Below are 23,703 nucleotides of genomic sequence, written 5' to 3' on the forward strand. Positions count from 1 at the left end.
GGAATAGCTGAACTTGCAACTATTCAGAACCTCTATTATGAACACAATTGATTTATAAAAAACCGGGCATGGAATAAAAGACGATGTATATCGAAAAAAAGCGATTTCTCAAAGCGATATTGATGGCATCTGCTGCAGCGGCGATTTTGTTGAGTGGTTGTGGCGGTCAGGATGATGAACTTGCCTATCTGGAGAGCGCGCAGACTCATACGGAAGGGAAGCAGTATCAAAAGGCTGTTATTGAGTTAAAAAATGTTCTACAGATCAACCCAGGCAATGGTGATGCAAGATTAATGCTGGCAAGAGTTTATCTTAAGATCAGGGATGGCGCATCGGCTGAGAAGGAGTTAATACGGGCAAAGCAACTGGGTATGCAGGAGAAAGATTTCTATCTGATAAAGGGAGAGGCTTTGCTGCAGCAGCGGCTCTACAATCGAATCCTCGATGAAATAAAAGAAGAAGGGATTCAGGCTGCGGATCTGAGTAAAGTACAGATTTTGCGTGCCCAAGCGTTTGCCGGGAATAACAAGAAAGAGAAGGCATTGGACTTATACCATGCTGTTCTTGCACGAGAGGGCAGCTATGCGAAGGCTTATTCAGGGATAGGGCGAATCTTCCTTGTAGAAAAGGATTATGAAAAAGCTATAGAGGCAAGTGATGAAGCACTTCAAGTTGAAAAGAAAAATGTCGATGCATGGACCATCAAAGGATTAGCGTATTTCAAACTGCAAAAATTCCCTCTTGCGGAAGAGAGCTTTGAAAGTGCACTGGCTGGACTTGAACAGGAAATGTTTTCTCAGCGTAAGTTTGTTCTGCGTATTTCTTTTATTCAGACGCTGCTGGCACAGAAGAAGATTGATAAAGCTTCTGCAAATATCGAAATCATCAGGAAATCCATACCAGAAAATCCCTTCGTCTCCTATTTGTCAGCATTGCGCTACTTTATGGCGGGAAAATATGATTTGGCTGAAACGGATCTGCATCACGTAATCAAAGTAATGCCGGGCCATGTGCCTACGCATCTGCTTCTGGGCTCGGTGCACTTTGCCAGAAGAAACTATGAACAGGCGAATGATTTCCTTACAAGGTATGTCAATGAAGTACCGACACACATTCAGGCGAGGAAGCTATTGGGTGAGACACGTTTACGCTTGAACAAGCCTGGTGACGCGGTCGAAATTTTAGCTCCCATCGTAAATGATGATACCAAAGATGTAGAACTTCTGACTATGATCGGCAATGCTGCAAGTCAGTCGGGGCAAGATTCATTAGGTACCCACTACCTGAGAAAAGCTGCGTCAGTCAGACCTGAAAGTACTGGCATCAGAGAAGAACTTGCAAAAGCATATTTAAGGAAAGGTGCGATTGATCAAGCCATTGAAGAGCTGGAGGGGCTTTCCGACACAAATTCGTCTGATAGTAACCGCCTTCTTCTTATCTACGCTTATTTGAGAAAACAGGAGTTTTCGCAGGCAGTAAAACTGACGGATGAACTGCTGTCAGCTAATCCTGAAAGCCCAATACTGATGACGCTAAAAGGCGGGATTCAGACTATGAGTGGAGAGAGGGCCAATGCACGTACGCTGTTTCAAAATGCCTTGAAGAGCAAGAAAGACTATCTGCCTGCACTGTTTGCGCTGTCTAAACTTGATCTGGAGGATGGAAAGTTAACTGAATCGGGTGACAGGCTGAATCAGATTCTTGCATTGGATCCTAATAACGTGAACGCAATGCTTGGACTTTCACAAATTTCCGAGCGTAGGCAGAATAGGAAGCAAGCACTCTCCTGGATTGAGCAGGCAAGGAAGGCAAATGCTTCAGCCTTGGTCCCAAGGTTTGTATTGGCCAGATATTACCTGAAAACGGGTAAAACCGATGAAGCATTGGAAGTGTTGAAGGAGGTTGAGGCGATAAAGCCAACCGACGTGACATTCCTTCTATTGATGGGAAATGCTGAGTTGCAAATAGGGCGTTTCAATAAGGCGATTGATTATTTTGAAAGATATGTTCGGCAACAACCTCAGTCGATTGCAGGTTACATAGCACTCGCCACAGCAGAGTCGAAACATGGTCGTCTTTCCAGTGCAAAACGCACTCTGAAAAAAGCGCTGGAAATTAACCCAAACCATTTGCGTGCAACAATTCTGTTTATCTCTATTGAAACTAAAGAGAAGAATTATCCTGAGGCCGAACGACTGGCGATGATAGTCAAAGAGAATAAAAAAACGGAGCAGTGGGGTTACGTTCTCTTGAGTGATATCTATGTTCAATCGAGAAATTACGCAAAGGCTCAGGTGCTATTGAATGAGGGGCTGGCAAAGTATCAATCGTTCACACTGTCGGATAAGCTTTCCAAGGCATACTATCTCGATGACAAAAAAGATAAGTCAGTGGAAGTTATGCTGGAATGGGTGAAGAATAATCCTGACGACCTGAAGGGGACTTTGGCACTTGCATCCACCTACCAGAAAATGGATAGGATTGATGAGGCGGTTAAACTTTACCAAGGTGTTCTTGATAACAATTCGGGGAATGTAATCGCACTAAATAACATGGCGCTGATACTTTTTGAAAACAACCAGGAACTGGCGATATCATACGCAGAGAGAGCGTATAAAAATGCGCGCACGAGTACTGCAATTGCTGATACTTATGGTTGGATGCTGGTTCAAAGCGGCGATATAGAGAAAGGTTCTGAGATTTTGAGCAGAGTGGCAGTATCATCGGATGATCCCAATGTCTTGTATCACTATGCAGTAACTCTGCATCGAATGGGGCTGAAAGAGCAGGCAAAAAGGGCGCTTGCCCATGCCTTTGAGAGTGACCGGGAGTTTGAGGACATGGAAGGGGTAATGACTCTCAGAAAAGAATTGAATAAACGGTAGTATGATTGCACGCGCATTGAATAATCTGGAGATAGAGATGCAAGTATATTTTTCAACATTTTCCCGCAAGACATGGTTTTTTGCTCTGATGTTTCTGGTTACTGTGGGAGCGGGTTGTTCAAGCTCATCAATGAAGATGGAGTCCATCGATGCTGCTGACTCCGCTGTGAAAACAGACGCGACCCCGGTCTACCTGATTGGACCAGGTGATGCGCTCAGTGTCTTTGTATGGGGTAATCCTGAACTATCAGCAGATGTGATTGTTCGACCTGATGGCTATATCTCAACGCCTCTGGTAGAGGATGTCCAGGCATCGGGAAAAGCTCCGACAGACTTGGCTCGTGAAATGGAAGAGGAACTATCCAAGCTCATAAAAAATCCTAAAGTCACTGTCAGTCTTACAACAACTGTCGGACAGTACTCAGAACAGATAAGAGTTGTTGGACAAGCTTCCACGCCTCGCGCACTCCCTTATCGGGAGAATATGACTTTGCTGGATGTAATTATTGCGGTAGGTGGTCTGACAGAGTTTGCTGCTGGCAATAAATCGATTATCGTTCGCAATGTTGGTGGAAAAACAGAGCAGTACCGGGTTCGTCTTGATGACCTGATCAGAGATGGCGATATCTCTGCAAATGTTAAGGTGGTTCCAGGTGATGTTTTGATTATTCCTGAAACCTGGTTCTAGTATGCTCCACTTCGTAGTTATATGAGCATGTCAGTCAAAGAACACTGGTTAGGTATAACCTTTTCTGCGTTTATAATGATCGGCTGTATGATACAGAGTGACTGGGGTACGTAATGGTAAGTAGTATCGAAAAAGCGATAAATCGGCTGAACAAGGAGCGATCGCGCGATCAGAGTGACGGGGCGGAGCAGATTGTTGAGGCAGATGAGGTGTTGGTTGAATCTGATAACGTCGATGCTGAATCAAAATCAATAATCGGAGAGCAAACTGAGACCGCTAGAGATGTGCTGATGGCAGTCGACTCGGAAGTGTCCATCCCTGCTTCGGTTGAATCAGATGTTGTTGCTGCCGCACCTGGATTTCCTGAAAAAGATATCTGTGAAATTGATTTTGAAACCTTGGGTAAGGCAGGTTATCTAGTGCCTGATAGCGATCAACAGCGCTTGTCTGAGGAATATCGCATAATAAAGCGCCCTCTGTTGATGAATGCTTTTGGTAAGGGCGCCGCACCGGTTGAACGCGGTAACTTGGTTCTGGTTACAAGCTCTTTTCCTGGCGAAGGTAAAACCTACACGGCGATTAATCTTGGCGTCAGTATTGCCACTGAACTTGACTCCACTATCCTGCTCGTTGATGGTGATGTCCTAAAGTCATCTCTTAGCAAATTACTGGGGATGGAAGATAAGCCGGGTTTGATAGATGTCTTGGAAGACCCAACTATGGATCTTGGTGACGTGATTCAGAGTACACAAGTACCAAAACTGAAAATCCTCCCTGCCGGAAGACGACACCAAAACTCTACTGAGCTACTAGCCAGCGAAAGTATGGAGAAGATTTTGACAGAATTGGCTGAAAGGTACCCTGATCGTATTGTTTTATTTGATGCTCCTCCTATGCTGGCAACAACTGAAGCTGGTGTTCTTACTTATCGAATGGGACAGATAGTGATGGTTGTCGAAGCGGGCAAGACGGCAGTTGATGCTGTTAACGAATCGATTGCACAGCTTGATCCAAACAAAGTGATTGGTCTTGTTTTGAACAAAAGTAGAGTGAAGTCCGGCCATAAGTATTATGGTAGTTACTATGGTTGAATCTGTGCTCTTGAAAAAAATGATCTCTGGCAGAGGGGAAGCGACTATTAATCGGATATTCGTTTTTTCTTTGTTTTGTTTAATATATTCTAATGCCTTGGCGGTATCTTGGCATATTGAGCCCGTTGCCACTCTAAAAGGCTCATATACAGATAATGTAACGCTTGAGAGCAATGATCTGGCTGAAAGCGACTTTATTACGGAGATATTGCCGGGAATTCATATTTTGGGCGATGGAAATAGGCTGGATCTTGATTTCAACTATCGTCTTCAACATATTCGCTACCTTGATCATGCAGAGGCGAATAAAACCCAACACACGTTAGGTTTGGCAGCAAACATTTCGGTCGTTGAGGATCTGTTTTTTATCGATGTGAGATCAGATTTCACACAAAGGCCGGTTTTTTCAGACAGTGTGCGTGATCCTGAAAATATTGCGATTACCGACGATGTTACGGATGTATTTATGACCTCAATATCGCCTTACCTGAACCATCGATTTGGTAATTTTGCTGTAGGCCGTCTGATGTACACTGCACAGCGTGTGAAGTATGCAGATTCGGCAACGAGTGATGTTGATCATAGAATACTTGATGGCTCTCTGGCTAGTGGGACACGGTTTACTAACTTTAGATGGAATCTGACTTATCTTGATAGAAAAGAAGAGCCTGAGGCAGGAATAGCTACGAGATTTAAGATCGGAATGGCTGATATGAGATACACGCTCTACAAGAGTGTATTTGCTATTGCTAAATTAGGTTATGAAAAAAATACTTATAGTGTTCCAAGTGATAGTGATGAGACAGAAGGTGAAGTCTGGGGTCTGGGTTTAGGTTGGGCGCCAACCACTAGAACAAGTATGGAGGCTGTGTTTGGTAAACGTTATTTTGGAAACACAGCAAATGTTATCGTTATTCATGAGGGCTCGCTGTTCACTGTTTCTGCTCTATATGATGAGGACTTTACTACAGGGTCTTTTGTCGATGGGGGATCCCCTTCGTTTGATGAGGATGGGAGGCCGGTCTATGGAATCGATCGCCCATCAATTTCTACAGAAGTTTATCTTAACAAAAGGTTATCAGCCGACCTTGTTCTGGAGTTACGAAAATCGGAGGTTACGTTTACAATATTTGATACTAAACGAGAATATCAGACAAGAGGCTCCACTGAACACGTTTATGGCGGTGATGTCGTCTGGGATTGGACGTTAAGTTCCAGAACTACTGCCACATTTGGTGCGTTTTGGCATCAGACTGCACCATTTGATGATGTACCAAGAGTCGATGATTTTTATGGTGGAGTGCGATTTGAACGCCGTTTCTCACCTCATTTGACAGGTGGCGCTGACTACTCTTTTACAAAGCGTGATTCCGTGCTCGAGGAAGAGAATTACAATAGGAACAGGGTAGGTGCGTTTGTTACATACGAGTTTTGATACGGCTAGAGTGATATCGCTGTAGAGTATTGCGTCGAGTGTCTTGTCGTTTTCAGTAATCTGGAATATTTGGAAATTTATTAGGCCTCTCAGGAATGATACTTGGGGGATCTTTTATTCCTGGGATGTTTTTATATGCAGTCTATTAACTGGTATGTCGAGCGGCTGAAAAGCATGTCCCAAGAGGAGATTGTCTGGAGGGCAAAGAGTCTTGCCCGTGACCATTTTGACAAAGTACGCTTCGCCATTGAATGGCTGCCCGCCGCCGATAAAACTGGTTGTTACGGCGCGGGGTTGTCTAATATGGGATTCAGTGTCAGTAATGTCAGGCTAGGTGCTTGGGAAGATGCGGAAATTGATGGGTTGACCAGAGAGTGGCGGCAGAAACTTGTCGTGAAAGCTGATGATCTGATGAAACACAATTTTACCTTTTTTGATTTGAACAACAAATTTCTTGGGCATCCGATTGATTGGAATAGGGATCATGGGGCCGATAAGCCCACACCTCAGAGGCTGGCACAGACGGTTAATTATAGGGACTTCGAAAATTCAGGCGATTGCAAATTGGTGTGGGAGCCCAACCGGCACCATCAACTGGTTGTACTGGGTCGGGCATATCGGGCGACCGGAAATGAAAGATATGCAGCTGAAGTTGTATCGCAAATTGAGTCTTGGATGGAGCAGAATAAAGCAGGTTATGGGATGAACTGGCGTAGCCCTCTGGAGCTTGGGATACGTCTAATCAACTGGGTGTGGGCGGTTGATATGATCCGTGATTCCGGAAAGCTTTCTGAGGAGTTTGTCGGCCAATTCAAACGCAATGTTTATCTACATTGTTGGGACGTGGCAAGAAAATTTTCGAAAGGTTCTTCAGCAAATAATCATCTTGTTGGAGAGGCAGCAGGTGTCTATATCGCTTCTAGCTATTTTACCGATATGGACGCTGCAAAGAGATGGCGTGTTGAATCAAAAAATATTCTGATAGAGGAGATTCAGTCACAGACATACCCTGATGGACTCAATAGAGAGCATGCTCTCGGTTATCAGTTTTTTGTTTTGCAATTTTATATTTTTTCAGGGCTTGTTGGACGCTGGACTAATGATGATTTTCCAGCCTCATATTGGCAGCAGATCAAGGCGATGGTTGAAAGTGTTATGGCGCTTTCTCTAGGTGGTGAATCTCTCCCGATGTTTGGGGACAGAGATGATGGCTATGTGCTTGATCTTGGTTCTGAACCTGAGGATATTGACGCTATTCTATCGGTTGGTGCTTTACTCTTTAATGATGCAGGGATGAAGTCTAATGTAAATCGTTTTTCTGAGACTGGATATTGGTTGTTCGGTAATAATGCCTGGCAGCAATTTGATGCTATCGAAATTAGTGATACAAGCGATAGACTCGCTTCATGTGCTTTTATCGACTCAGGGTATTATCTATTGCAGACTGGAAGCGTAGGAAAATCGAATTGTGTCAGTGTTCTTCTGGATTGTGCGGAGCTTGGATATGGGGCTATTGCAGCGCATGGGCATGCCGATGCACTAAGTTTCTCACTCAGAGTTGGGAGAAAGGATATTCTTGTCGACCCAGGAACGTATGACTACTTTACATACCCTGAGTGGAGAAAATACTTCAGAACGACAAGTGCACACAACACAGTGAGTATTGACGGGCTTGATCAATCAGAGATGCTTGGCCCGTTCATGTGGGGTAAACGGGCAAATACCACCCTAGAATCCTGGGAAACCCTGGACGATATGACACTGGCAGTCGCCAGTCACGACGGTTATACAAGACTTCCTGATCCGGTGACTCATAGGCGTAATCTGAAATTGAATAACAATGATAACTGCCTTACGATTAAAGATGATCTTCTTACTATATCCGGGCATACAGCGAAACTTTATTTTCACTTTTCCGAGTTCTGCGATGTGAAACAGTTGAGCGGGAACTTATTTGGAATAAATGTTGATGGTCTGGATGAGTTAATTAATTTTCAGCTTGACGATAGGCTATCTGTGGAGATATTGAAGGGTAGTGATGATCCGAAGTGTGGATGGGTTAGTCGCGGATATCATCAAAAAGTCCCAACGGTAACACTTGTTGCAACAAAAAAATTTACCGGTAATGTGAGTTTTACAACGACGATAAACTGCGGGATAAAATAATAGTGTAAGCCTGCTGAGGTAATATTATCTTTGTAGAGCAGACGGGAGTTTTTTGTGCGTTTTCTAAAACTGCTTTTTTTCATCTTAGCGATGATGGTGGGCGCAGCTTTCACGGTGCTCAATGCAGAGCCGGTACTTTTTAACTATTATTTTGGCAGTCGTGAATTCCCGCTTTCAGTAATCTTGATTGGTACGCTTGGTTTAGGTATTTTTCTTGGAATCCTGTCAGGGTTGAATACCATGTTAGGCCTGAAGCGAAAAAACTCCATTTTGCGGAGACGTTCACGTCTGGTAGATGAGGAGGTAAAGAATCTTCGGTCTCTCCCGCTTAAGGATCAATAGGTATGCTTGAGCTTTTGCTCTTGCTTCTACCGGTTGCGGCTGCTTCAGGTTGGTTTGCTGCTCGACGGAGTGAGGCTAGTCGGGATAAAACCAGTAGCCAGGAGGTCTTTCCCGCCTATTTTAAAGGATTGAATTTTCTACTGAATGAGCAGCCGGACAAAGCTATTGATGTCTTTGTTAAGCTTCTGGAAGTCGATAGTGATACGGTAGAAACGCATTTGGCATTGGGCAATCTGTTTCGCCGTCGGGGAGAGGTGGAACGGGCAATACGTATCCACCAAAACCTGATCGCACGACCCACCCTTTCAAGAGAACAGAGAGCCCAGGCTTTGCTGGAACTTGGCCAGGACTATATGCGAGCGGGGCTGTTCGATAGGGCTGAAAATCTTTTCGTAGAGTTGACTGAAATAAAACTTCATAGTGAACAGGCGCTCTCCAATCTCCTGGTGATTTACCAGCAGGAAAAAGAGTGGGATCGATGTTTGGAGGTGGCGCAGCAGTTGCAAGCGAGTGACGGCCACTCGCTTCAGCCAATAATTGCTCATTTTTACTGCGAGCAAGCTCAGCTGCTGATAAAAAAAGGCAATACTGTTTCTGCCATAGCAATACTGAAGAAGGCTCAGTCGGTAGACAGTGGATGCATTAGGTCGACTATTCTGTTGGGGGAGATAGAGAAGTCAAAGGATGACTGCCGAGCAGCCCTCAAAATATACAAAATGGTGGAAGTACAGGATTCCGCCTATTTGACTGAAATTGTGCCTTCTTTGATCGAGTGTTATGGAAAGATTGGCGATAGAGCTGCACTGAAGGATTATTTGAAACAATTATATAGCAGGCATCGCGATACTTCCGTAATGCTGGCGTTGACAGATATTATTACGGCCGAAGAGGATGTTTCATCAGCTGTTGATTTTGTCCTGCAACACCTAAAAGCGCTTCCCGATCTTAAAGGACTTGACCGGCTGGTCACTCTAAACTTGCAGAATAGTGGCAGCAACCCACGAGAGAGCATGGAAACACTCAACAAGGCGGTCGCGTTGATGCTGGCTCGCCAATCCTCGTATCAGTGTGAACAATGCGGATTTTCTGCAAAAAACCTGCATTGGCAGTGTCCCAGCTGCAACAACTGGAGTAGCATGAAACCGATTCGCGGATTGGGCTGTGGGCCCAGAGAAAAATAGGCGGTTGGTAGCTTATTCAACATCAATTTTATGAGGCCGTAGGACAGATGAGTGACAATGCTTCTCGGGTTATCGTTGCCCTGGATTTTCCTGATGAAACCTCTGCACTGGAACTGGTCGAAAAACTTGATCCTGGTATGTGCAGGCTTAAGGTGGGCAAAGAGATGTTCACTCGTTTGGGTCCCTCTTTTGTCGAACAACTGAGTGGCAAGGGATTCGATATTTTTCTCGATCTTAAATTCCATGATATTCCAAATACTGTTGCGGCTGCCTGCAGTGCTGCAGCAGACCTCGGTGTTTGGATGATGAATATTCATGCGTCGGGAGGGCGCCGCATGATGGAAGCGGCGGCGGAAAGGCTGGCAGCTCGCTCAGAAAGGCCACTTTTGGTGGCCGTGACAATTCTGACTAGCCTGTCAAAAGAGGATATTGCTGAAGTTGGTTATCATGGTGAACCAGCTGAAAATGTCTTGCGCTTGGCGGACCTCTCCCTCTCATCCGGGATGGATGGGGTTGTCTGCTCTCCCCGGGAAGCATCCGATATCCGAGGCAGGGCTGGGGACGATTTTCTACTGGTTACGCCCGGTGTTCGACCGTTGGACGCGGCGGCTGATGATCAGCGCCGTGTGATGACACCTGCCGATGCGATCAATGCAGGATCAAGTTATCTTGTTGTTGGACGTCCGATAACGGCCGCGGCTGATCCGTTGAAGGCGCTGCATGCGATAAATAATGAGATTTTGTCTGTCTCGCAAGCCGGATAAACTATTAACCAGGTTTTGCTTGAATCCATTTGGAAACATACGGCCACTGAAATTGTATTGTTATTGAAGAGTGATAAGGGAAGAAGATGAATAAAAAAGTTCTGAAAGCTGTCTTTCCGGCCGCTGGCTTGGGTACCCGTTTTCTACCAGCCACCAAGGCATCTCCCAAGGAGATGTTGCCTATTGTTGACAAGCCGTTGATTCAGTACGGCGCCGAGGAGGCTGAGGCAGCTGGCATTGAATCTCTCGTTTTTATCATAGGCCGAGCAAAACGGGCGATCCCTGACCACTTTGACAAGGCGTATGAACTTGAGGTGGAGCTGGAGACTTCCGGCAAAGAGAAACTCCTGCAGATTGTGCAGAATGTTCTTCCTGAGGAGGTCTCCTGTATCTATCTACGGCAGGCAGAGGCAAAGGGACTCGGCCATGCAGTGCTCTGCGCCAAACCTGTTGTAAGGGATGAGCCTTTTGCGGTCATCCTGGCAGATGACCTGATCAAGGGTGATGGCGGCAGGGGTGCCATGGCCCAGATGGTTGATGTTTATGACAAGTACCAGTGCAGTGTGATTCTTGTGGAAGAGGTGCCGCCCGAGGAAACCAATAAATACGGTATTGTCGAAGTAACCGAAGATGACGGTGAAACCGCAATCATCAGCTCAATTGTGGAAAAGCCCGATCCGAAAGATGCGCCGTCAAACATGGCTGTGGTCGGGCGTTATATCCTAACTCCGCGAATTTTCGACTTGTTGGAGCAGACAGGCACCGGCAAGGGTGGCGAGATTCAATTGACTGATGCGATAGCCGAACTGTTGAAGTTTGAAAAGGTTCGGGCCTACCGGGTCAAAGGCAAACGATACGACTGTGGCAGTAAGCTGGGTTATATGGAAGCCACAGTTGAATATGGTCTTGAGCACCCGGAACTGGGGGAGGATTTTGCAGCATATCTGCGTGGCCTGGCCTGTACGCCGGGCAGCAAGGCCTCGAAGGAGTAGGGCGTTTCCTCCAGTGCCTTGGGGGGCACACATCAGGAACAAAATAACCGCATCGGCAACCCGGTGCGGTTTTTAAAGGAAATGGTACTCCCTAGGGGACTCGAACCCCTGTTACCGGCGTGAGAGGCCAGCGTCCTAACCACTAGACGAAGGGAGCAGTTTGCTCGGAAAGGCGCTATTATACTGACCTCATGGCCAGGCTCAATGGTTTGGTGGTATTTTTTTATCTCTATTGTGGTTTGTATTAGTTGAATCGAACGGTAAAGTGGCTTCAGCAGAAGCTGTTCAAGCGAAAAGCAGTGGCTGACCAAGCGCCTACGGGACATAACGTCATCTTCGATCCTGTCATTGTTCCCCGCCCGGATCACAATATCTCCCGGGCAAATATCAGCGAAAATGCTGTCAAGGTGCTCTATCGGCTGAGAAATTCAGGTTTTGAGGCCTATCTGGTCGGGGGGGGCGTGCGCGACCTCCTGCTTGGGCGCGAACCCAAAGACTTTGATGTGGCGACTGACGCTCTGCCTGAACAGGTAAAGGAGGTCTTTCGCAATTGTCGCCTCATAGGCCGGCGTTTTCGTCTGGCGCACGTCTTTTTTGGCCGGGAGATCATCGAGGTCGCTACCTTCCGCAGCATGGGGGATGGGAGCGCAGATGATTCGCGCAAAGTCGAGAACGGCATGATCCTGCGGGATAACGTCTATGGCACCATTGAGGAAGATGCCCAAAGGCGTGATTTCACCATCAATGCCCTCTACTACAACATCGGGGATTTCTCGGTTGTGGACTATGCAGATGGCCTGACGGATCTGAATAACGGCGTGCTGAGGCTGTTGGGGGATCCGGAACAGCGTTACCGTGAGGATCCTGTGCGCATGTTGCGGGCGGTTCGTTTTGCCGGCAAGCTGGGATTCAAGATTGACGCATCCTGCGAAACGCCCCTGGGTTCAATGGTCTCCCTGCTGGATGATGTGCCCGCTGCCCGGTTATTTGAAGAGGTATTGAAGCTATTCCTGGGCGGTGCTGCCCTGGAGACTTTTGAAAAGCTGCGCCACTACGACATGTTTGGTCACCTTTTTCCTGCGACCGAAGAGGCCTTGAGCCACGAGGATCACGACTTTCCCATTACCTTCGTTAACCGGGGATTGGATAACACCGACAGCAGGATCAGGGATGGAAAACCGGTAACCCCAGCCTTTCTTTTCGCCGTGTTGCTGTGGGAGCCGGTACGTCTGCGCACGGCAGCGTATGAGGCAGACGGCATGCCCCCGATACCTGCGCTGCAGGAGGCGGGAAGGGATGTCCTGGCCGAGCAGGCTCAGAGGGTGCTGATTCCGAAGCGTATCAGCTACCCGATGCGGGACATCTGGCAGATGCAGCCGAGATTCCTCAGTCGTGGCGGTAAACGTCCTCAACGCCTCATCACCCACCCAAAATTTCGTGCTGCTTATGACTTTCTGCTGCTGCGTGCCCAGGCTGGAGAGGCGGAGATGGAGTTGGCGGAGTGGTGGACAGATTTCCAGAAAGGAAATCCTCAGGAGCAGGGTCAGATGGCCGGACAGGAACGCCGGGGCCGTAGTGGTCGCCGTCGCCGCCGCCGGCCCAGGAAGGCAAAACCATCGGATGAGTGAAAGCTCGCAGATCGTTGCGTACATTGGGTTGGGCAGTAATCTGGAATCTCCGCGACAGCAGGTGAGCCGGGCGCTGGACGAACTGGGCAACCTGCCGGAGACTCACTGCACTGCCCGCTCCTCACTCTACCGGACTCCCCCGATGGGGCCGTCGGATCAGCCGGACTACATCAATGCAGTCGCCGCAGTGACGACTTCCCTGAACGCAGAGATGCTACTGGAAGAGCTGCAGCGCTTGGAACGGCTGCATCAGCGGATACGGCGCGGCGAACGCTGGGGTCCACGGACGCTTGATTTGGATCTGCTGCTGTTTGGTGATCAGCAGATCAAAACCACGCATCTGATCGTGCCGCACACCGGCTTGGGGGAGCGCGCATTTGTACTTTATCCTTTGGCGGAGATCGCACCGCCAGGATTGGATATCCCGCGGTTCGGGCCGCTTTCCGGACTGCTTGAACGGATTTCAGGTGATGGTATCGAAAAGGTCGCCTGAATCATCTTCCCCGCCGGGTTTTTTGGTGGTCGAGGGTCCCGTCGGCGTGGGCAAGACCAGCTTGGTGCAACGTCTGGCTGAGACCTTTGGCGGAGAAACGCTGCTTGAGGGTGCCGAAGAGAATCCTTTTTTGGGTCGTTTCTACCGGGATCGCCGGCAATCTGCATTTCCCGCTCAGCTCTTTTTTCTATTTCAACGCAGTCGTCAATGGAACGAATTGCAGCAGGGTGATATGTTCCGGCAGCGTTTGATTGCCGATTTTATGCTGGAGAAGGATCGCCTCTTCGCCGAAGTCAATCTTGAACATGAGGAACTGCTGCTCTACCAGCAGGTCTATGAACGGCTGGCCATGGCGGCACCGAAGCCCGATCTGGTGGTCTATCTGCAGGCGCCGGTCGAGATCCTGATGCGGCGCATCCGTCAACGGGCGAGACCGGAAGAGGCAGGCATGGATCCCGCCTACCTACAGCGTCTGTGTGACGCCTACACCGACTTTTTTTACCATTATGACCGCTCACCGCTGCTGATCATCAATGCGGCGGAGATCAACCCGGTTGAGAGTGAAGCTGACTTCCAGTTGCTGGTGAAACATATCTGCACTGCCGATTCGGGTAAACGTTACCTCAATCCCGCACCTCTGCTGTTTTGAACGGTTCACAGCAGGGCATGATAAAATCAAGTGATCCGTTTTGCTAAACCGCTATTTTATCTCTTTGGGATTAAATTACAGCGGTTTGCTGTGAAGAGACAGTAGAAAGCGCTGCGACCTGCCTCGATTCGCCTGTCTATTGAGTAATCGTGGCGGGTTTGCCACTCATACAATTTAAATTGCACTATCAACAGGATATTCATGTCTGCCGCCAACATCACAGTCAATTATCTGCTGGAAATGAAACAGGCTGGTCGTAAGATCAGCTGTATCACCAGCTACGATGCCAGTTTTACCCGGTTGATTGAAAACGCTGGTGCTGAGGTTCTTCTGGTGGGGGATTCATTGGGCATGGTGGTGCAGGGGCAGGAGAGCACACTGCCAGTGACTGTCGATGAGATGGTCTATCACACCCGAAATGTTGCGCGGGTCAGGCAGGGCGCGCTGCTGGTGGCGGATATGCCTTTCATGAGCTATCGCACTCCTGATCAGGCGATGGAGACCGCCGGACGCCTGATGAAAGAAGGTGGAGCACAGATGGTTAAACTGGAAGGTGGCGGTGCACAGCTGGAAGCTGTGCGTCAGATGACGTCCCACGGTGTTCCTGTATGTGGCCATCTTGGGTTACTGCCGCAATCTGTGTTTAAGATCGGTGGTTACCGGGTGCAGGGACGTGAAAAGGAGGGTGCTGAGCGGATCATGCAGGATGCCTTCGCTTTGCAGGATGCCGGCGTGCAGATGCTGGTACTCGAGTGCATACCAGCTGTACTGGCGACAGAGATTGCCAGGGCTGTCGTTATGCCGGTTATCGGGATCGGTGCCGGTGCAGGTTGTGACGGACAGGTCTTGGTTATCTACGACTTGTTGGGCATGAATCCCAATCCTCCGCGCTTCGTGAAAGACTTTTTGCTGGGCAGAGAGAGCATCCAGGCAGCTTTGTGGGCCTTTGTCGAGGGCGTCCGGCAAGGTGAGTTTCCGGGGCCTGAAGAGAGTTTTTCCTGAAAACCATGGAGACTGTTTCCACTATCGAATCGTTGCGCCGACAGGTGGCCGCCTGGCGGAGTGGCAATGAACGTATTTCCTTTGTGCCGACGATGGGTAATTTGCATGTCGGCCATCTGGAACTGGTCAAGCGGGCCAGGGAACAGGCTGACCGCTGCGTAGTCAGTATCTTCGTGAATCCGATGCAGTTTGGAGAGGGGGAGGATTTTGGTTCCTATCCCCGTACTCTGGAGGCGGATCGGGAGAAACTTTCAGGCGTGGATGCCGACCTGCTCTTTACGCCTCCCGTGGAGGTGGTCTACCCACCAGGAAAAACTGAGCAGACCCAGGTGGAGGTGCCTGGCTTGTCAGATATCCTCTGTGGTAGCAGTCGTCCGGGCCATTTTGTCGGCGTGGCAACTGTGGTCTGCAAGCTGTTCAATATGGTGCAGCCGGATCTGGCCCTGTTTGGAGAGAAGGATTTTCAACAGCTGATGGTGCTCCGCCGGATGGCAACCGACCTCTGTTTCCCCATGGAGGTCATTGGTGTGCCAACGGTTCGTGAGAAGGACGGCTTGGCGCTCAGTTCACGCAATGGGTATCTGACACCACAGGAGCGGACACAGGCGCCAGCGCTGTATGAGACCTTGAAATTGACCTCTGAAGCCCTGATGTCAGGTGAAAGAGACTATGATTTGCTGGAGTTCAAGGCGCAAAAGCGACTTGTGGCAGCAGGTTTCCGGCCCGACTATTTCACCCTGCGCAGGGCTGCGGACTTGGGCCTTCCCGAAGCGGGCGACCGAAATCTGGTGATTTTAGCCGCCGCTCATCTAGGGAAAGCGAGGCTAATCGATAATCTGACGGCTTTCTTGCCATTGATGGAAGCGTGAAGATCGCGGATAATACGCGGCTTTCGTGTGATGGAGTCTGCTTTTCATGCAGTTGACGGTTCTTAAATGCAAATTACATCGGGCCTGTGTAACCCACTCAGAGTTGGGTTATGAGGGTTCCTGCGCCATTGACAGTGAGTTGCTGGAACTTGCCGGGATACATGAGTACGAGCAGATCCAGATCTACAATGTTGCCAACGGCGAACGTTTTACCACCTATGCCATTCGGGCAGAAGCTGGCTCGCGCGTGATTTCCGTGAATGGCGCGGCGGCACACAAGGCAGAACCCGGTGATAGAGTGATCATCTGTGCCTACTCAGGAATTGATGAGGACGAAATAGCCAGTTTCAAACCGACCCTGGTCTATCTGAACGAGCAAAATAGGGTGGAAAGAACCGGAAACTCCATACCTGTTCAGGCGGCCTGATTCAGCGGTTCCCGAAAAAAGCCCCAGCCTCAGGCTGGGGCTTTTTTGTTTGAATGCTAAACAGATGGGGTGAAAGGTGAGGTAATCGCATCCTGGTAGAGATCCAGGTAGTGCTTCGCGCTGGTCTCCCAGCTCAGATCCTGACGCATTCCCGTAGTGGCGAGTATGCACCACTCTACCTCCGGGCGGTGGTAGAAGTCGATGGCTCTCTCCACAGCCCCCCAAAGCCCGGCCCCGTCGGCATTGTCGAACAGGAACCCAGTGGCGGATCCGTCCGCGAGAGTGTGCGGATTGACATCGACCACTGTGTCGGCCAGCCCGCCGGTACGGCGGACGATGGGTATGGTGCCGTAGCGTAGGCTGTAGATCTGGTTGAGGCCGCAGGGTTCAAAACGCGAAGGCATCAGGAAACAGTCGCATCCTGCCTCGATCCGATGAGCCAGCCCCTCGTCATAGCCAATATATACACCGACCCTGCTGTGATACTTGCTGCTGATTTTCTTTAGCGCCTGTTCCAGCTCAGGGTCGCCTGAACCCAACAGCGCCACCTGTGCCCCTGAATCCATGATCCCTGGCAGCACCTGCAGGATCAGATCGACCCCTTTCTGCTCGACCAATCGGCCAATATAGCCAAAGAGCTGGATATGCTCATCCTCTGGCAGGCCGAACTCCCGCTGTAGAGCCAGTTTGTTTTCAGCCTTTTTTTCGAAACTGTCTGGGGTAAAAGGGGAAACCGTATTGGGGTCGTTTGCAGGATCCCATTCATGGTAGTCGATGCCATTCAAAATACCGCTGAAATTGTGGCTGCGATGTTGCAACAGCCCCTCCAATCCGTAGCCAAATGCCGGGGTCTGTACCTCCTCGGCATAGGTGGGGCTGACGGTGGTGATGCGGTCAGCAAAAGCGATGCCGCCTTTGATGAAAGAGAGTTGACTGTGAAATTCCAGCCCTTCCGGGGACCAGAGCTCCGCAGGCAGATGAAGCTGGTCGAAGGTTTCAAGGTCGAACAGTCCTTGATAGGCGAGGTTATGAATGGTGAAAACCGTAGCCGGGCGATCGCTATGGCGTGATAGCAGCGCGGGTACCAGACCTGTTTGCCAGTCGTTGGCGTGTACCAGGTCCGGCTTCCAGTCGAGTCCGGCGTTATCGAGGCCGATCTCGACGATTGTTTTGCAGAAGAGCCCAAAGCGGTTCGCATTATCTTCCCAGTTATAACCCTCGGGTGTGAGATAAGGGTTACCCTCACGGTCGAAGAAATAAGGTGCATCGACCAGATAGAGCGGAACGCCGTGTGGGCCGCTGAGTCCGCTTAACAGGCGGACCCTGCCCAGAAACCCCGGAATGTCGAGTTCTGCCACCTGTTGCAGGTCATCGGCATGTTCCATTGCCTGAGGGTAGGCAGGCAATACAAGCCGACAGTCGTGCCCAGATGTTCGTAACGCCGCAGGCAGACTACCTGCGACGTCCGCCAAGCCCCCGGTTTTGATCAAAGGGGTGGCTTCACTTGAGGCAAAAAGGATGTTCAATGGCGGATTCCCGGCTAAGTCGATGAGTGTATTGTCGATATTGTCCAAAGACTTGTTAAAAGCTATTCCCAATTCTAAAGTAAAGAGCGGCATAGAGCATAGATTTATCGGAAATAATTGACCTCTTGCCTTGAACCTCGACGCGCTTCTTCTTAACATCTGTTACCAAGGAAGAGAGCGGGTGAGTCTTGTTCTCAGAAACCTATAGAAGTTCCGATCATGACCGAGATAAATCACACTGATGAGTGGTTAACCCTGCAGGCGCACTGGGAAGAGATGGCGCCTGTTCAAATGCGAGATCTCTTTCATGATCACCCTGAGCGATCGGAACAGATGTCGCTGCGAACTTGTGGCATCTTGCTTGACTACTCGAAGAACCGGGTCACGCCAGCCACCATGAACCTGCTACTCAAACTGGCGGAGTCGGTCGATCTGGATGGCTGGCGCCGACGGATGTTTTCCGGAGACAGGTTGAATATCACGGAGGATCGTGCCGTACTGCATGTGGCCCTGCGTAATCGCAGCAACCGCCCAACATGGGCGGATGGCGAAGATGTGATGCCGGAGGTCAACGCGGTACTGGACAAGATGGCGCAGTTCTCCGAATCAGTGCGCTCCGGCGAGTGGAAAGGGTATACCGGCAAGCAGATAACCGATGTGGTCAATATTGGTATCGGTGGTTCCAATCTGGGGCCAAAGATGGTTTGCGAGGCGATGAAACACTACCAGCGCTCCAACCTGCGGGTGCATTTCGTCTCTAACGTAGATGGTACCCATATCGTCGAGGCGACCAAGCATATCGACCCGGAGAGCACCCTCTTTATTGTCGCCTCCAAGACCTTTACCACTCAGGAGACACTCAGTAACGCCACGACAGCGCGTAGCTGGTTGCTTGAGACACTGAAGGATGAAGCGGCAGTGGCTCGCCACTTTGTTGCTATCTCCACGAATGAAGAGAAGGTGGCTGAGTTCGGTATCGATACCGACAATATGTTCGAATTCTGGGATTGGGTTGGTGGGCGTTACTCGCTCTGGTCTGCCATCGGCCTGCCGATTGCCATTGCCATCGGTATGGAGGGCTTCAATGAACTTCTCGATGGCGCACATGAGATGGATGAGCATTTTCTGCATGCGGATCTCTCTGAAAACATGCCGGTAATCTTGGCGTTGCTCGGTGTCTGGTATGTCAACTTTACCAAAGCAAAGACCTGCGCCATCCTGCCGTATGACCAGTATCTGCGCCTGCTGCCCGATTATCTACAACAGGCGGACATGGAGAGCAACGGCAAGCGGGTGACGCGTTTCGGCAGACCCGTTACTTACAGCACCGGGCCTGTGGTTTGGGGAACTGCGGGGACCGATGGCCAGCACGCCTTCTATCAGTTGATTCACCAGGGCACCCAGATGGTTCCCTGCGATTTCATCGCTCCGATCAACAGCCATAACGAGGCTGGAGAGCATCACGAGATGTTGCTGGCCAACTTTTTTGCCCAGACCGAAGCGTTGATGAAGGGGAAGACCCGTACCGAGGCTCGTGAGGAGATGGAGGCAGCCGGAATGAGTGCTGAGCAAATTGTCGAGCTTTTGCCCCACAAGATCTTTCCCGGCAACCGTCCCACCAACACGCTACTGTTGGACAGGATTACCCCGTCGCGTCTTGGTTCACTGATCGCGCTCTACGAACACAAGATCTTTGTGCAGGGCGTAGTCTGGCGGGTGAACTCCTTCGACCAGTGGGGCGTGGAGTTGGGCAAGCAACTGGCGAACGTGATTCTGCCTGAGTTGATGGATGAGGAAGTGAATGCGGTACACGACAGTTCCACTCGCGGTTTGATCGACTACTTTCGGCGGCATCGGATGCGCAACCGCAAATAGAGACTTGGTCGTAGGCCGGTTCAAGCGCAGCGGAACCGGCAACCCCATGGGCATATCATTTCAGTTGTCCCGATCCGCTACGCTTGGTCGGGCCTACACCCTATACCTCCAGCCGCAATACCACCGCACCCAGCGGAGGCAGCGTCAGAGATGCAGAGTAGTCCCGTCCCATCCAACTCACGTCTTCAGCGCTGATGACTCCGCCATTCCCCACATTGCTGCCGCCGTAGAACGCTGAGTCGGAATTCAACACCTCGCGGTAGTTACCTGCGCGGCTGAGGCCGATGCGGTAATTTTCCCGGGGAATCGGTGTAAAGTTGAGTATGATGACTGCGACGTTGCCGTCGGTGCTCTTGCGCAGATAACTCAGCACCGACTGCGAACTGTCATTACAGTCGATCCATTCGAATCCCCCCTCTTCAAACTCCACCTGATGCAAAGAGGTTTGTTTCTGGTAGAGATGGTTCAGATCGGAAATGAGTGTCTTCATCCCGCTGTGGAATGGGTGATCGAGCAGGAACCAGTCCAGCGCCTCGTCGTCGTTCCACTCCCTTGCCTGAGCGAATTCGCTGCCCATGAAGAGTAGCTTCTTGCCAGGATAGGTGAACATGTAAGTGTAGAGCAGTCGCAGGGCGGCGAATTTCTGCCACTCGTCCCCTGGCATCTTGTTGATCATTGAGCCTTTGCCATGCACAACCTCGTCGTGGGAGAAGGGCAGGACGAAGTTCTCGGTAAAAGCATAGAGCAGACCAAAGGTCAGCAGGTCGTGATGGTAGTGACGGTAGACCGGATCTTTCGATACATAGGAGAGCGTGTCGTGCATCCAGCCCATGTTCCACTTCATGCTGAAACCCAGGCCTCCCAACCAGGTGGGGCGTGAAACCTGGGGCCAGGCTGTGGACTCCTCGGCGATCATCAGGGTGCCGGGGTGGAGTTCGTGGGTGGTGCTGTTGAGTTCCCGCATGAAGTCGACAGCTTCAAGATTTTCTCTTCCGCCATGCTCGTTGGGAAGCCAGTCGCCGGCTTCACGTGAGTAGTCGAGGTAGAGCATGGAGGCGACGGCATCGACCCTCAAACCATCGAGGTGGAACTCTTCCATCCAGTATATTGCGCTGGAAATCAAGAAGTTACGAACTTCATTTCGACCAAAGTTGAAGATTAGAGTGCCCCAGTCCCGGTGCTCACCCCGGCGGGGGTCTTCATGTTCGTAGAGTGCCGAGCCATCGAATTGCGCCAGCGCATGTCGGTCGCGGGGAAAGTGGGCGGGCACCCAGTCCAGTATCACGCCAATATTGTTTTTGTGCAGATGATCGATGAAATAGCGGAAATCGTCCGGAGTGCCGAAGCGGCTGGTCGGGGCGAAGTAGCCGGTCGTTTGATAGCCCCAGGAGCCGTCAAAAGGGTGTTCGGTAATCGGCAGCAGTTCCACATGGGTGAAACCAGTCTCTTTGATATGGTCGCAGAGCCGATGGGCCAGTTTCCGGTAGTTAAGGAATCCACCGTCAATGTCTTTCTGCCAGGAGCCGAGGTGCACTTCATAGACTGACATGGGTGACTGTTGCCAGTTGAGTTTTTCACGCGCTTCAACCCAGTCATCATCTTCCCACTGATACTCCGTGTCCGCCATTACCACGGCGGCGGTCTCGGGGCGCATCTGGAAGTGGTTGCCATAGGGGTCGGCACGCAGCGAGATGTCACCATCCTGGGTGCGAACCTCGAATTTATAGAAGGCGCCGGTAGCCAGCCCGGGAATAAACAGCTCCCAAATACCGGAACCGCCACGTGCGCGCATTGGATATACGCGTCCATCCCATTGGTTGAAGTCGCCGACGATGGAGATGCGCTCGGCATTGGGTGCCCAAACGGCAAACAGGATGCCGGGAATCCCTTCGGCCTCATGAGTATGAGCGCCAAGAAAACGGTAGGCGTGGCGGTGTCGCCCTTCACCGAAAAGGTGGACATCGAAGTCCTGTAACTGTGGCGGGAAGCAGTAGGGGTCGAATTGTTGTTGTTCGACGCCGTACTCATCCTCCCAAATGATTTCAATGCGATCCGGTAAGTTTGCTGTATTGAAATGGCCTTCGAAAAGGTCGGTACCCTCGATACGTTGCAATTCTGTTTCAGAGTCACTTAGCCGGACGCGGCGAGCCCGTGGCTGAAATATCCTGACGACGGTGGAATCCCCCTCGACATGCCTGCCGAGGACTTCAAAAGGATCATGGTGCCTGGCTTCCAGGATTCGTTGCAGGGATTCGGAGATATTCTGGGCGTGAGACTGTTTCATCAACTTCATTCCGGACAGTAACGGCTACGCGTCGAGGGAACATGATGGTACCATAAGGCAGCGTCGATGCGGGGCTTTATCGGTTGCTGTTGTTGTTATCTGCAGAAGGTCACAGAGGGTAGTTTTATGTCCGACCAAAATCCACGTTTTGTCAGTCGCCTGACGAGGAACACACTGGCTCTCATTTTGGCGGGAGGACGGGGTTCACGCCTGAAAGATTTGACCCAATGGCGCTCCAAGCCTTCGGTTCCTTTCGGGGGGAAATTTCGGATTGTGGATTTTCCACTGTCGAATTGTATTAATTCCGGTATTCGCCGTATTGGTGTGCTGACTCAGTACAAGGCGCACTCTCTGATTCTGCACATCCAGCGCGGTTGGGGATTTCTGCGGGGCGAATTTGGCGAGTTCGTGGAGCTGCTTCCAGCCCAGCAGCGCATCGAAAGCAGTTGGTATGAGGGGACTGCTGACGCGGTCTACCAAAATCTGGATATTTTGCGCAGTCACGCACCGGATTATGTGTTGATCCTGGCAGGTGATCACATCTACAAGATGGACTATGGCACCATGGTGGCGGAACACGTTGAGTCGGGTGCTGATATGACGGTGGGTTGTATCGAGGTAGACCTGGAAACTGCTAAAGAGTTCGGCGTGATGAGCGTCGATGATGAGTACCAAATCCTTGAGTTTTCAGAGAAACCTGACAATCCCCAGCACATGCCAGGGCGGGACGATGTGGCTTTGGCCTCCATGGGTATTTATGTATTCAATACCAAGTTCCTCTTTGAGCAACTGATAAAGGATGCGGATACACCGGATTCTTCTCATGACTTTGGTAAGGATATTATCCCGAAAGTCATCGAAAAGTACCGTATCATGGCCTACCCGTTCAATGATGTAGAGAGCGGGAAACAGGCTTATTGGCGCGATGTGGGTACTATCGATGCATTTTGGTCAGCCAATCTGGAGCTGATCGGGGTGACTCCGCCGCTGAACCTGTATGACCGGAGCTGGCCTATCTGGACCTATCAGGAGCAGCTGCCGCCGGCTAAATTCGTTTTTGATGATGAAGAGCGGCGTGGCATGGCTGTGGATTCGATGGTCTCCGGCGGTTGCGTTATCTCCGGGGCGACCGTGAGAAACTCCCTGCTGTTTTCCAACGTCAGGGTCAACTCCTACAGTTCAGTTGAGGATTCGGTGGTGCTGCCTGATGTCAATATTGGGCGCAACTGCAGTATTCGCAAAGCAGTCATTGATCGAGGTTGTGAGATTCCCGAGGGCACTGTCATTGGCGAAGATGCCGTAGCCGATGCGGAACGTTTCCTGGTATCTGATGGTGGAGTGGTATTGGTAACACCGGAGATGCTGGGGCAGGTTATTCATCACGTACGATAACGAGAAAAATCAAT

The 23,703-nt window shown here is 50.3% G+C and carries 19 protein-coding genes and 1 tRNA gene; 17 read left to right on the top strand and 3 right to left on the bottom strand.

Going from position 1 to position 23,703, the window contains the following annotated elements; translation table 11 throughout:
* Positions 1–83 precede the first annotated feature (83 nt).
* The 9 genes from prsT to galU all read left to right on the top strand — a co-directional run bounded on the left by prsT (position 84) and on the right by galU (position 11,544).
* Entirely contained in the window at positions 84–2,885 is a 2,802-nt protein-coding gene (gene prsT, locus HPY30_15915) for a PEP-CTERM system TPR-repeat protein PrsT (protein QYZ67338.1), read from the top strand.
* A gap of 88 nt (positions 2,886–2,973) precedes the next feature.
* Positions 2,974–3,573 carry a sugar ABC transporter substrate-binding protein gene (locus tag HPY30_15920; protein ID QYZ68087.1) on the top strand — a complete coding sequence of 200 codons (600 nt, stop codon included), beginning with the start codon at positions 2,974–2,976 and terminating at the stop codon, positions 3,571–3,573.
* A 113-nt stretch (positions 3,574–3,686) separates the two neighbouring features.
* The gene (locus HPY30_15925) at positions 3,687–4,664 is read left to right on the top strand and encodes a tyrosine-protein kinase family protein (GenBank protein QYZ67339.1); all 978 of its coding nucleotides are present in this window, start codon (positions 3,687–3,689) and stop codon (positions 4,662–4,664) included.
* Positions 4,657–6,099 carry a TIGR03016 family PEP-CTERM system-associated outer membrane protein gene (locus HPY30_15930; GenBank protein ID QYZ67340.1) on the top strand — a complete coding sequence of 481 codons (1,443 nt, stop codon included), beginning with the start codon at positions 4,657–4,659 and terminating at the stop codon, positions 6,097–6,099. Before HPY30_15925 ends, HPY30_15930 begins: the two co-directional genes overlap by 8 nt.
* Positions 6,100–6,234: 135 nt before the next feature.
* Positions 6,235–8,265 (top strand): alginate lyase family protein, encoded by a 2,031-nt coding sequence (locus HPY30_15935; protein ID QYZ67341.1) that lies wholly within the window; start codon positions 6,235–6,237, stop codon positions 8,263–8,265.
* A gap of 54 nt (positions 8,266–8,319) precedes the next feature.
* Positions 8,320–8,607, top strand: a complete 288-nt coding sequence (locus HPY30_15940; protein ID QYZ67342.1) for a LapA family protein — start codon at positions 8,320–8,322, stop codon at positions 8,605–8,607.
* 2 nt (positions 8,608–8,609) lie between these two features.
* Positions 8,610–9,788 (top strand): lipopolysaccharide assembly protein LapB, encoded by a 1,179-nt coding sequence (gene lapB, locus HPY30_15945; protein ID QYZ67343.1) that lies wholly within the window; start codon positions 8,610–8,612, stop codon positions 9,786–9,788.
* Between the two features lie 47 nt (positions 9,789–9,835).
* Positions 9,836–10,552 carry an orotidine-5'-phosphate decarboxylase gene (gene pyrF / locus HPY30_15950; protein QYZ67344.1) on the top strand — a complete coding sequence of 239 codons (717 nt, stop codon included), beginning with the start codon at positions 9,836–9,838 and terminating at the stop codon, positions 10,550–10,552.
* An 86-nt stretch (positions 10,553–10,638) separates the two neighbouring features.
* Entirely contained in the window at positions 10,639–11,544 is a 906-nt protein-coding gene (galU, locus tag HPY30_15955; GenBank protein ID QYZ67345.1) for a UTP--glucose-1-phosphate uridylyltransferase GalU, read from the top strand.
* Positions 11,545–11,626: 82 nt separating this feature from the next.
* Here the strand turns inward: galU and HPY30_15960 are convergent.
* Positions 11,627–11,701, bottom strand: a tRNA-Glu gene (locus HPY30_15960).
* A gap of 190 nt (positions 11,702–11,891) precedes the next feature.
* Between HPY30_15960 and pcnB the strand changes: the two genes are divergently transcribed.
* The 6 genes from pcnB (at position 11,892) to HPY30_15990 (ending at position 16,612) form a co-directional block, all read left to right on the top strand.
* Positions 11,892–13,172 (top strand): polynucleotide adenylyltransferase PcnB, encoded by a 1,281-nt coding sequence (pcnB, locus tag HPY30_15965; protein QYZ68088.1) that lies wholly within the window; start codon positions 11,892–11,894, stop codon positions 13,170–13,172.
* Positions 13,165–13,665 carry a 2-amino-4-hydroxy-6-hydroxymethyldihydropteridine diphosphokinase gene (gene folK / locus HPY30_15970; protein QYZ67346.1) on the top strand — a complete coding sequence of 167 codons (501 nt, stop codon included), beginning with the start codon at positions 13,165–13,167 and terminating at the stop codon, positions 13,663–13,665. Before pcnB ends, folK begins: the two co-directional genes overlap by 8 nt.
* Positions 13,643–14,314: a deoxynucleoside kinase gene (locus tag HPY30_15975; protein ID QYZ67347.1), complete on the top strand. Its 672-nt coding sequence runs from the start codon at positions 13,643–13,645 to the stop codon at positions 14,312–14,314. The genes folK and HPY30_15975 overlap by 23 nt, the downstream gene beginning before the upstream one ends.
* Positions 14,315–14,515: 201 nt before the next feature.
* Positions 14,516–15,316, top strand: a complete 801-nt coding sequence (gene panB / locus HPY30_15980; protein ID QYZ67348.1) for a 3-methyl-2-oxobutanoate hydroxymethyltransferase — start codon at positions 14,516–14,518, stop codon at positions 15,314–15,316.
* Positions 15,317–15,321: 5 nt separating this feature from the next.
* Positions 15,322–16,185 carry a pantoate--beta-alanine ligase gene (locus tag HPY30_15985; GenBank protein ID QYZ67349.1) on the top strand — a complete coding sequence of 288 codons (864 nt, stop codon included), beginning with the start codon at positions 15,322–15,324 and terminating at the stop codon, positions 16,183–16,185.
* 46 nt (positions 16,186–16,231) lie between these two features.
* Positions 16,232–16,612 (top strand): aspartate 1-decarboxylase, encoded by a 381-nt coding sequence (locus HPY30_15990; protein ID QYZ67350.1) that lies wholly within the window; start codon positions 16,232–16,234, stop codon positions 16,610–16,612.
* A gap of 56 nt (positions 16,613–16,668) precedes the next feature.
* Here HPY30_15990 and glgA read toward each other — a convergent pair whose 3' ends face one another.
* Positions 16,669–18,231: a glycogen synthase GlgA gene (gene glgA / locus HPY30_15995; protein ID QYZ67351.1), complete on the bottom strand. Its 1,563-nt coding sequence runs from the start codon at positions 18,229–18,231 to the stop codon at positions 16,669–16,671.
* Between the two features lie 126 nt (positions 18,232–18,357).
* Here glgA and pgi point away from each other — a divergent pair, with 126 nt between their 5' ends.
* On the top strand, positions 18,358–20,013 hold the full coding sequence (pgi, locus tag HPY30_16000) for a glucose-6-phosphate isomerase (protein ID QYZ67352.1): 1,656 nt from the start codon (positions 18,358–18,360) through the stop codon (positions 20,011–20,013).
* Between the two features lie 100 nt (positions 20,014–20,113).
* Here pgi and glgB read toward each other — a convergent pair whose 3' ends face one another.
* Complete coding sequence (gene glgB, locus HPY30_16005; GenBank protein QYZ67353.1) at positions 20,114–22,297, bottom strand: 1,4-alpha-glucan branching protein GlgB; 2,184 nt, start codon at positions 22,295–22,297, stop codon at positions 20,114–20,116.
* A gap of 126 nt (positions 22,298–22,423) precedes the next feature.
* Between glgB and glgC the strand changes: the two genes are divergently transcribed.
* Complete coding sequence (gene glgC, locus HPY30_16010) at positions 22,424–23,689, top strand: glucose-1-phosphate adenylyltransferase (protein ID QYZ67354.1); 1,266 nt, start codon at positions 22,424–22,426, stop codon at positions 23,687–23,689.
* Positions 23,690–23,703 lie beyond the last annotated feature (14 nt).

This window comes from Gammaproteobacteria bacterium (ex Lamellibrachia satsuma) (assembly GCA_019623805.1).
GTDB lineage: Bacteria > Pseudomonadota > Gammaproteobacteria > Chromatiales > Chromatiaceae > QGON01.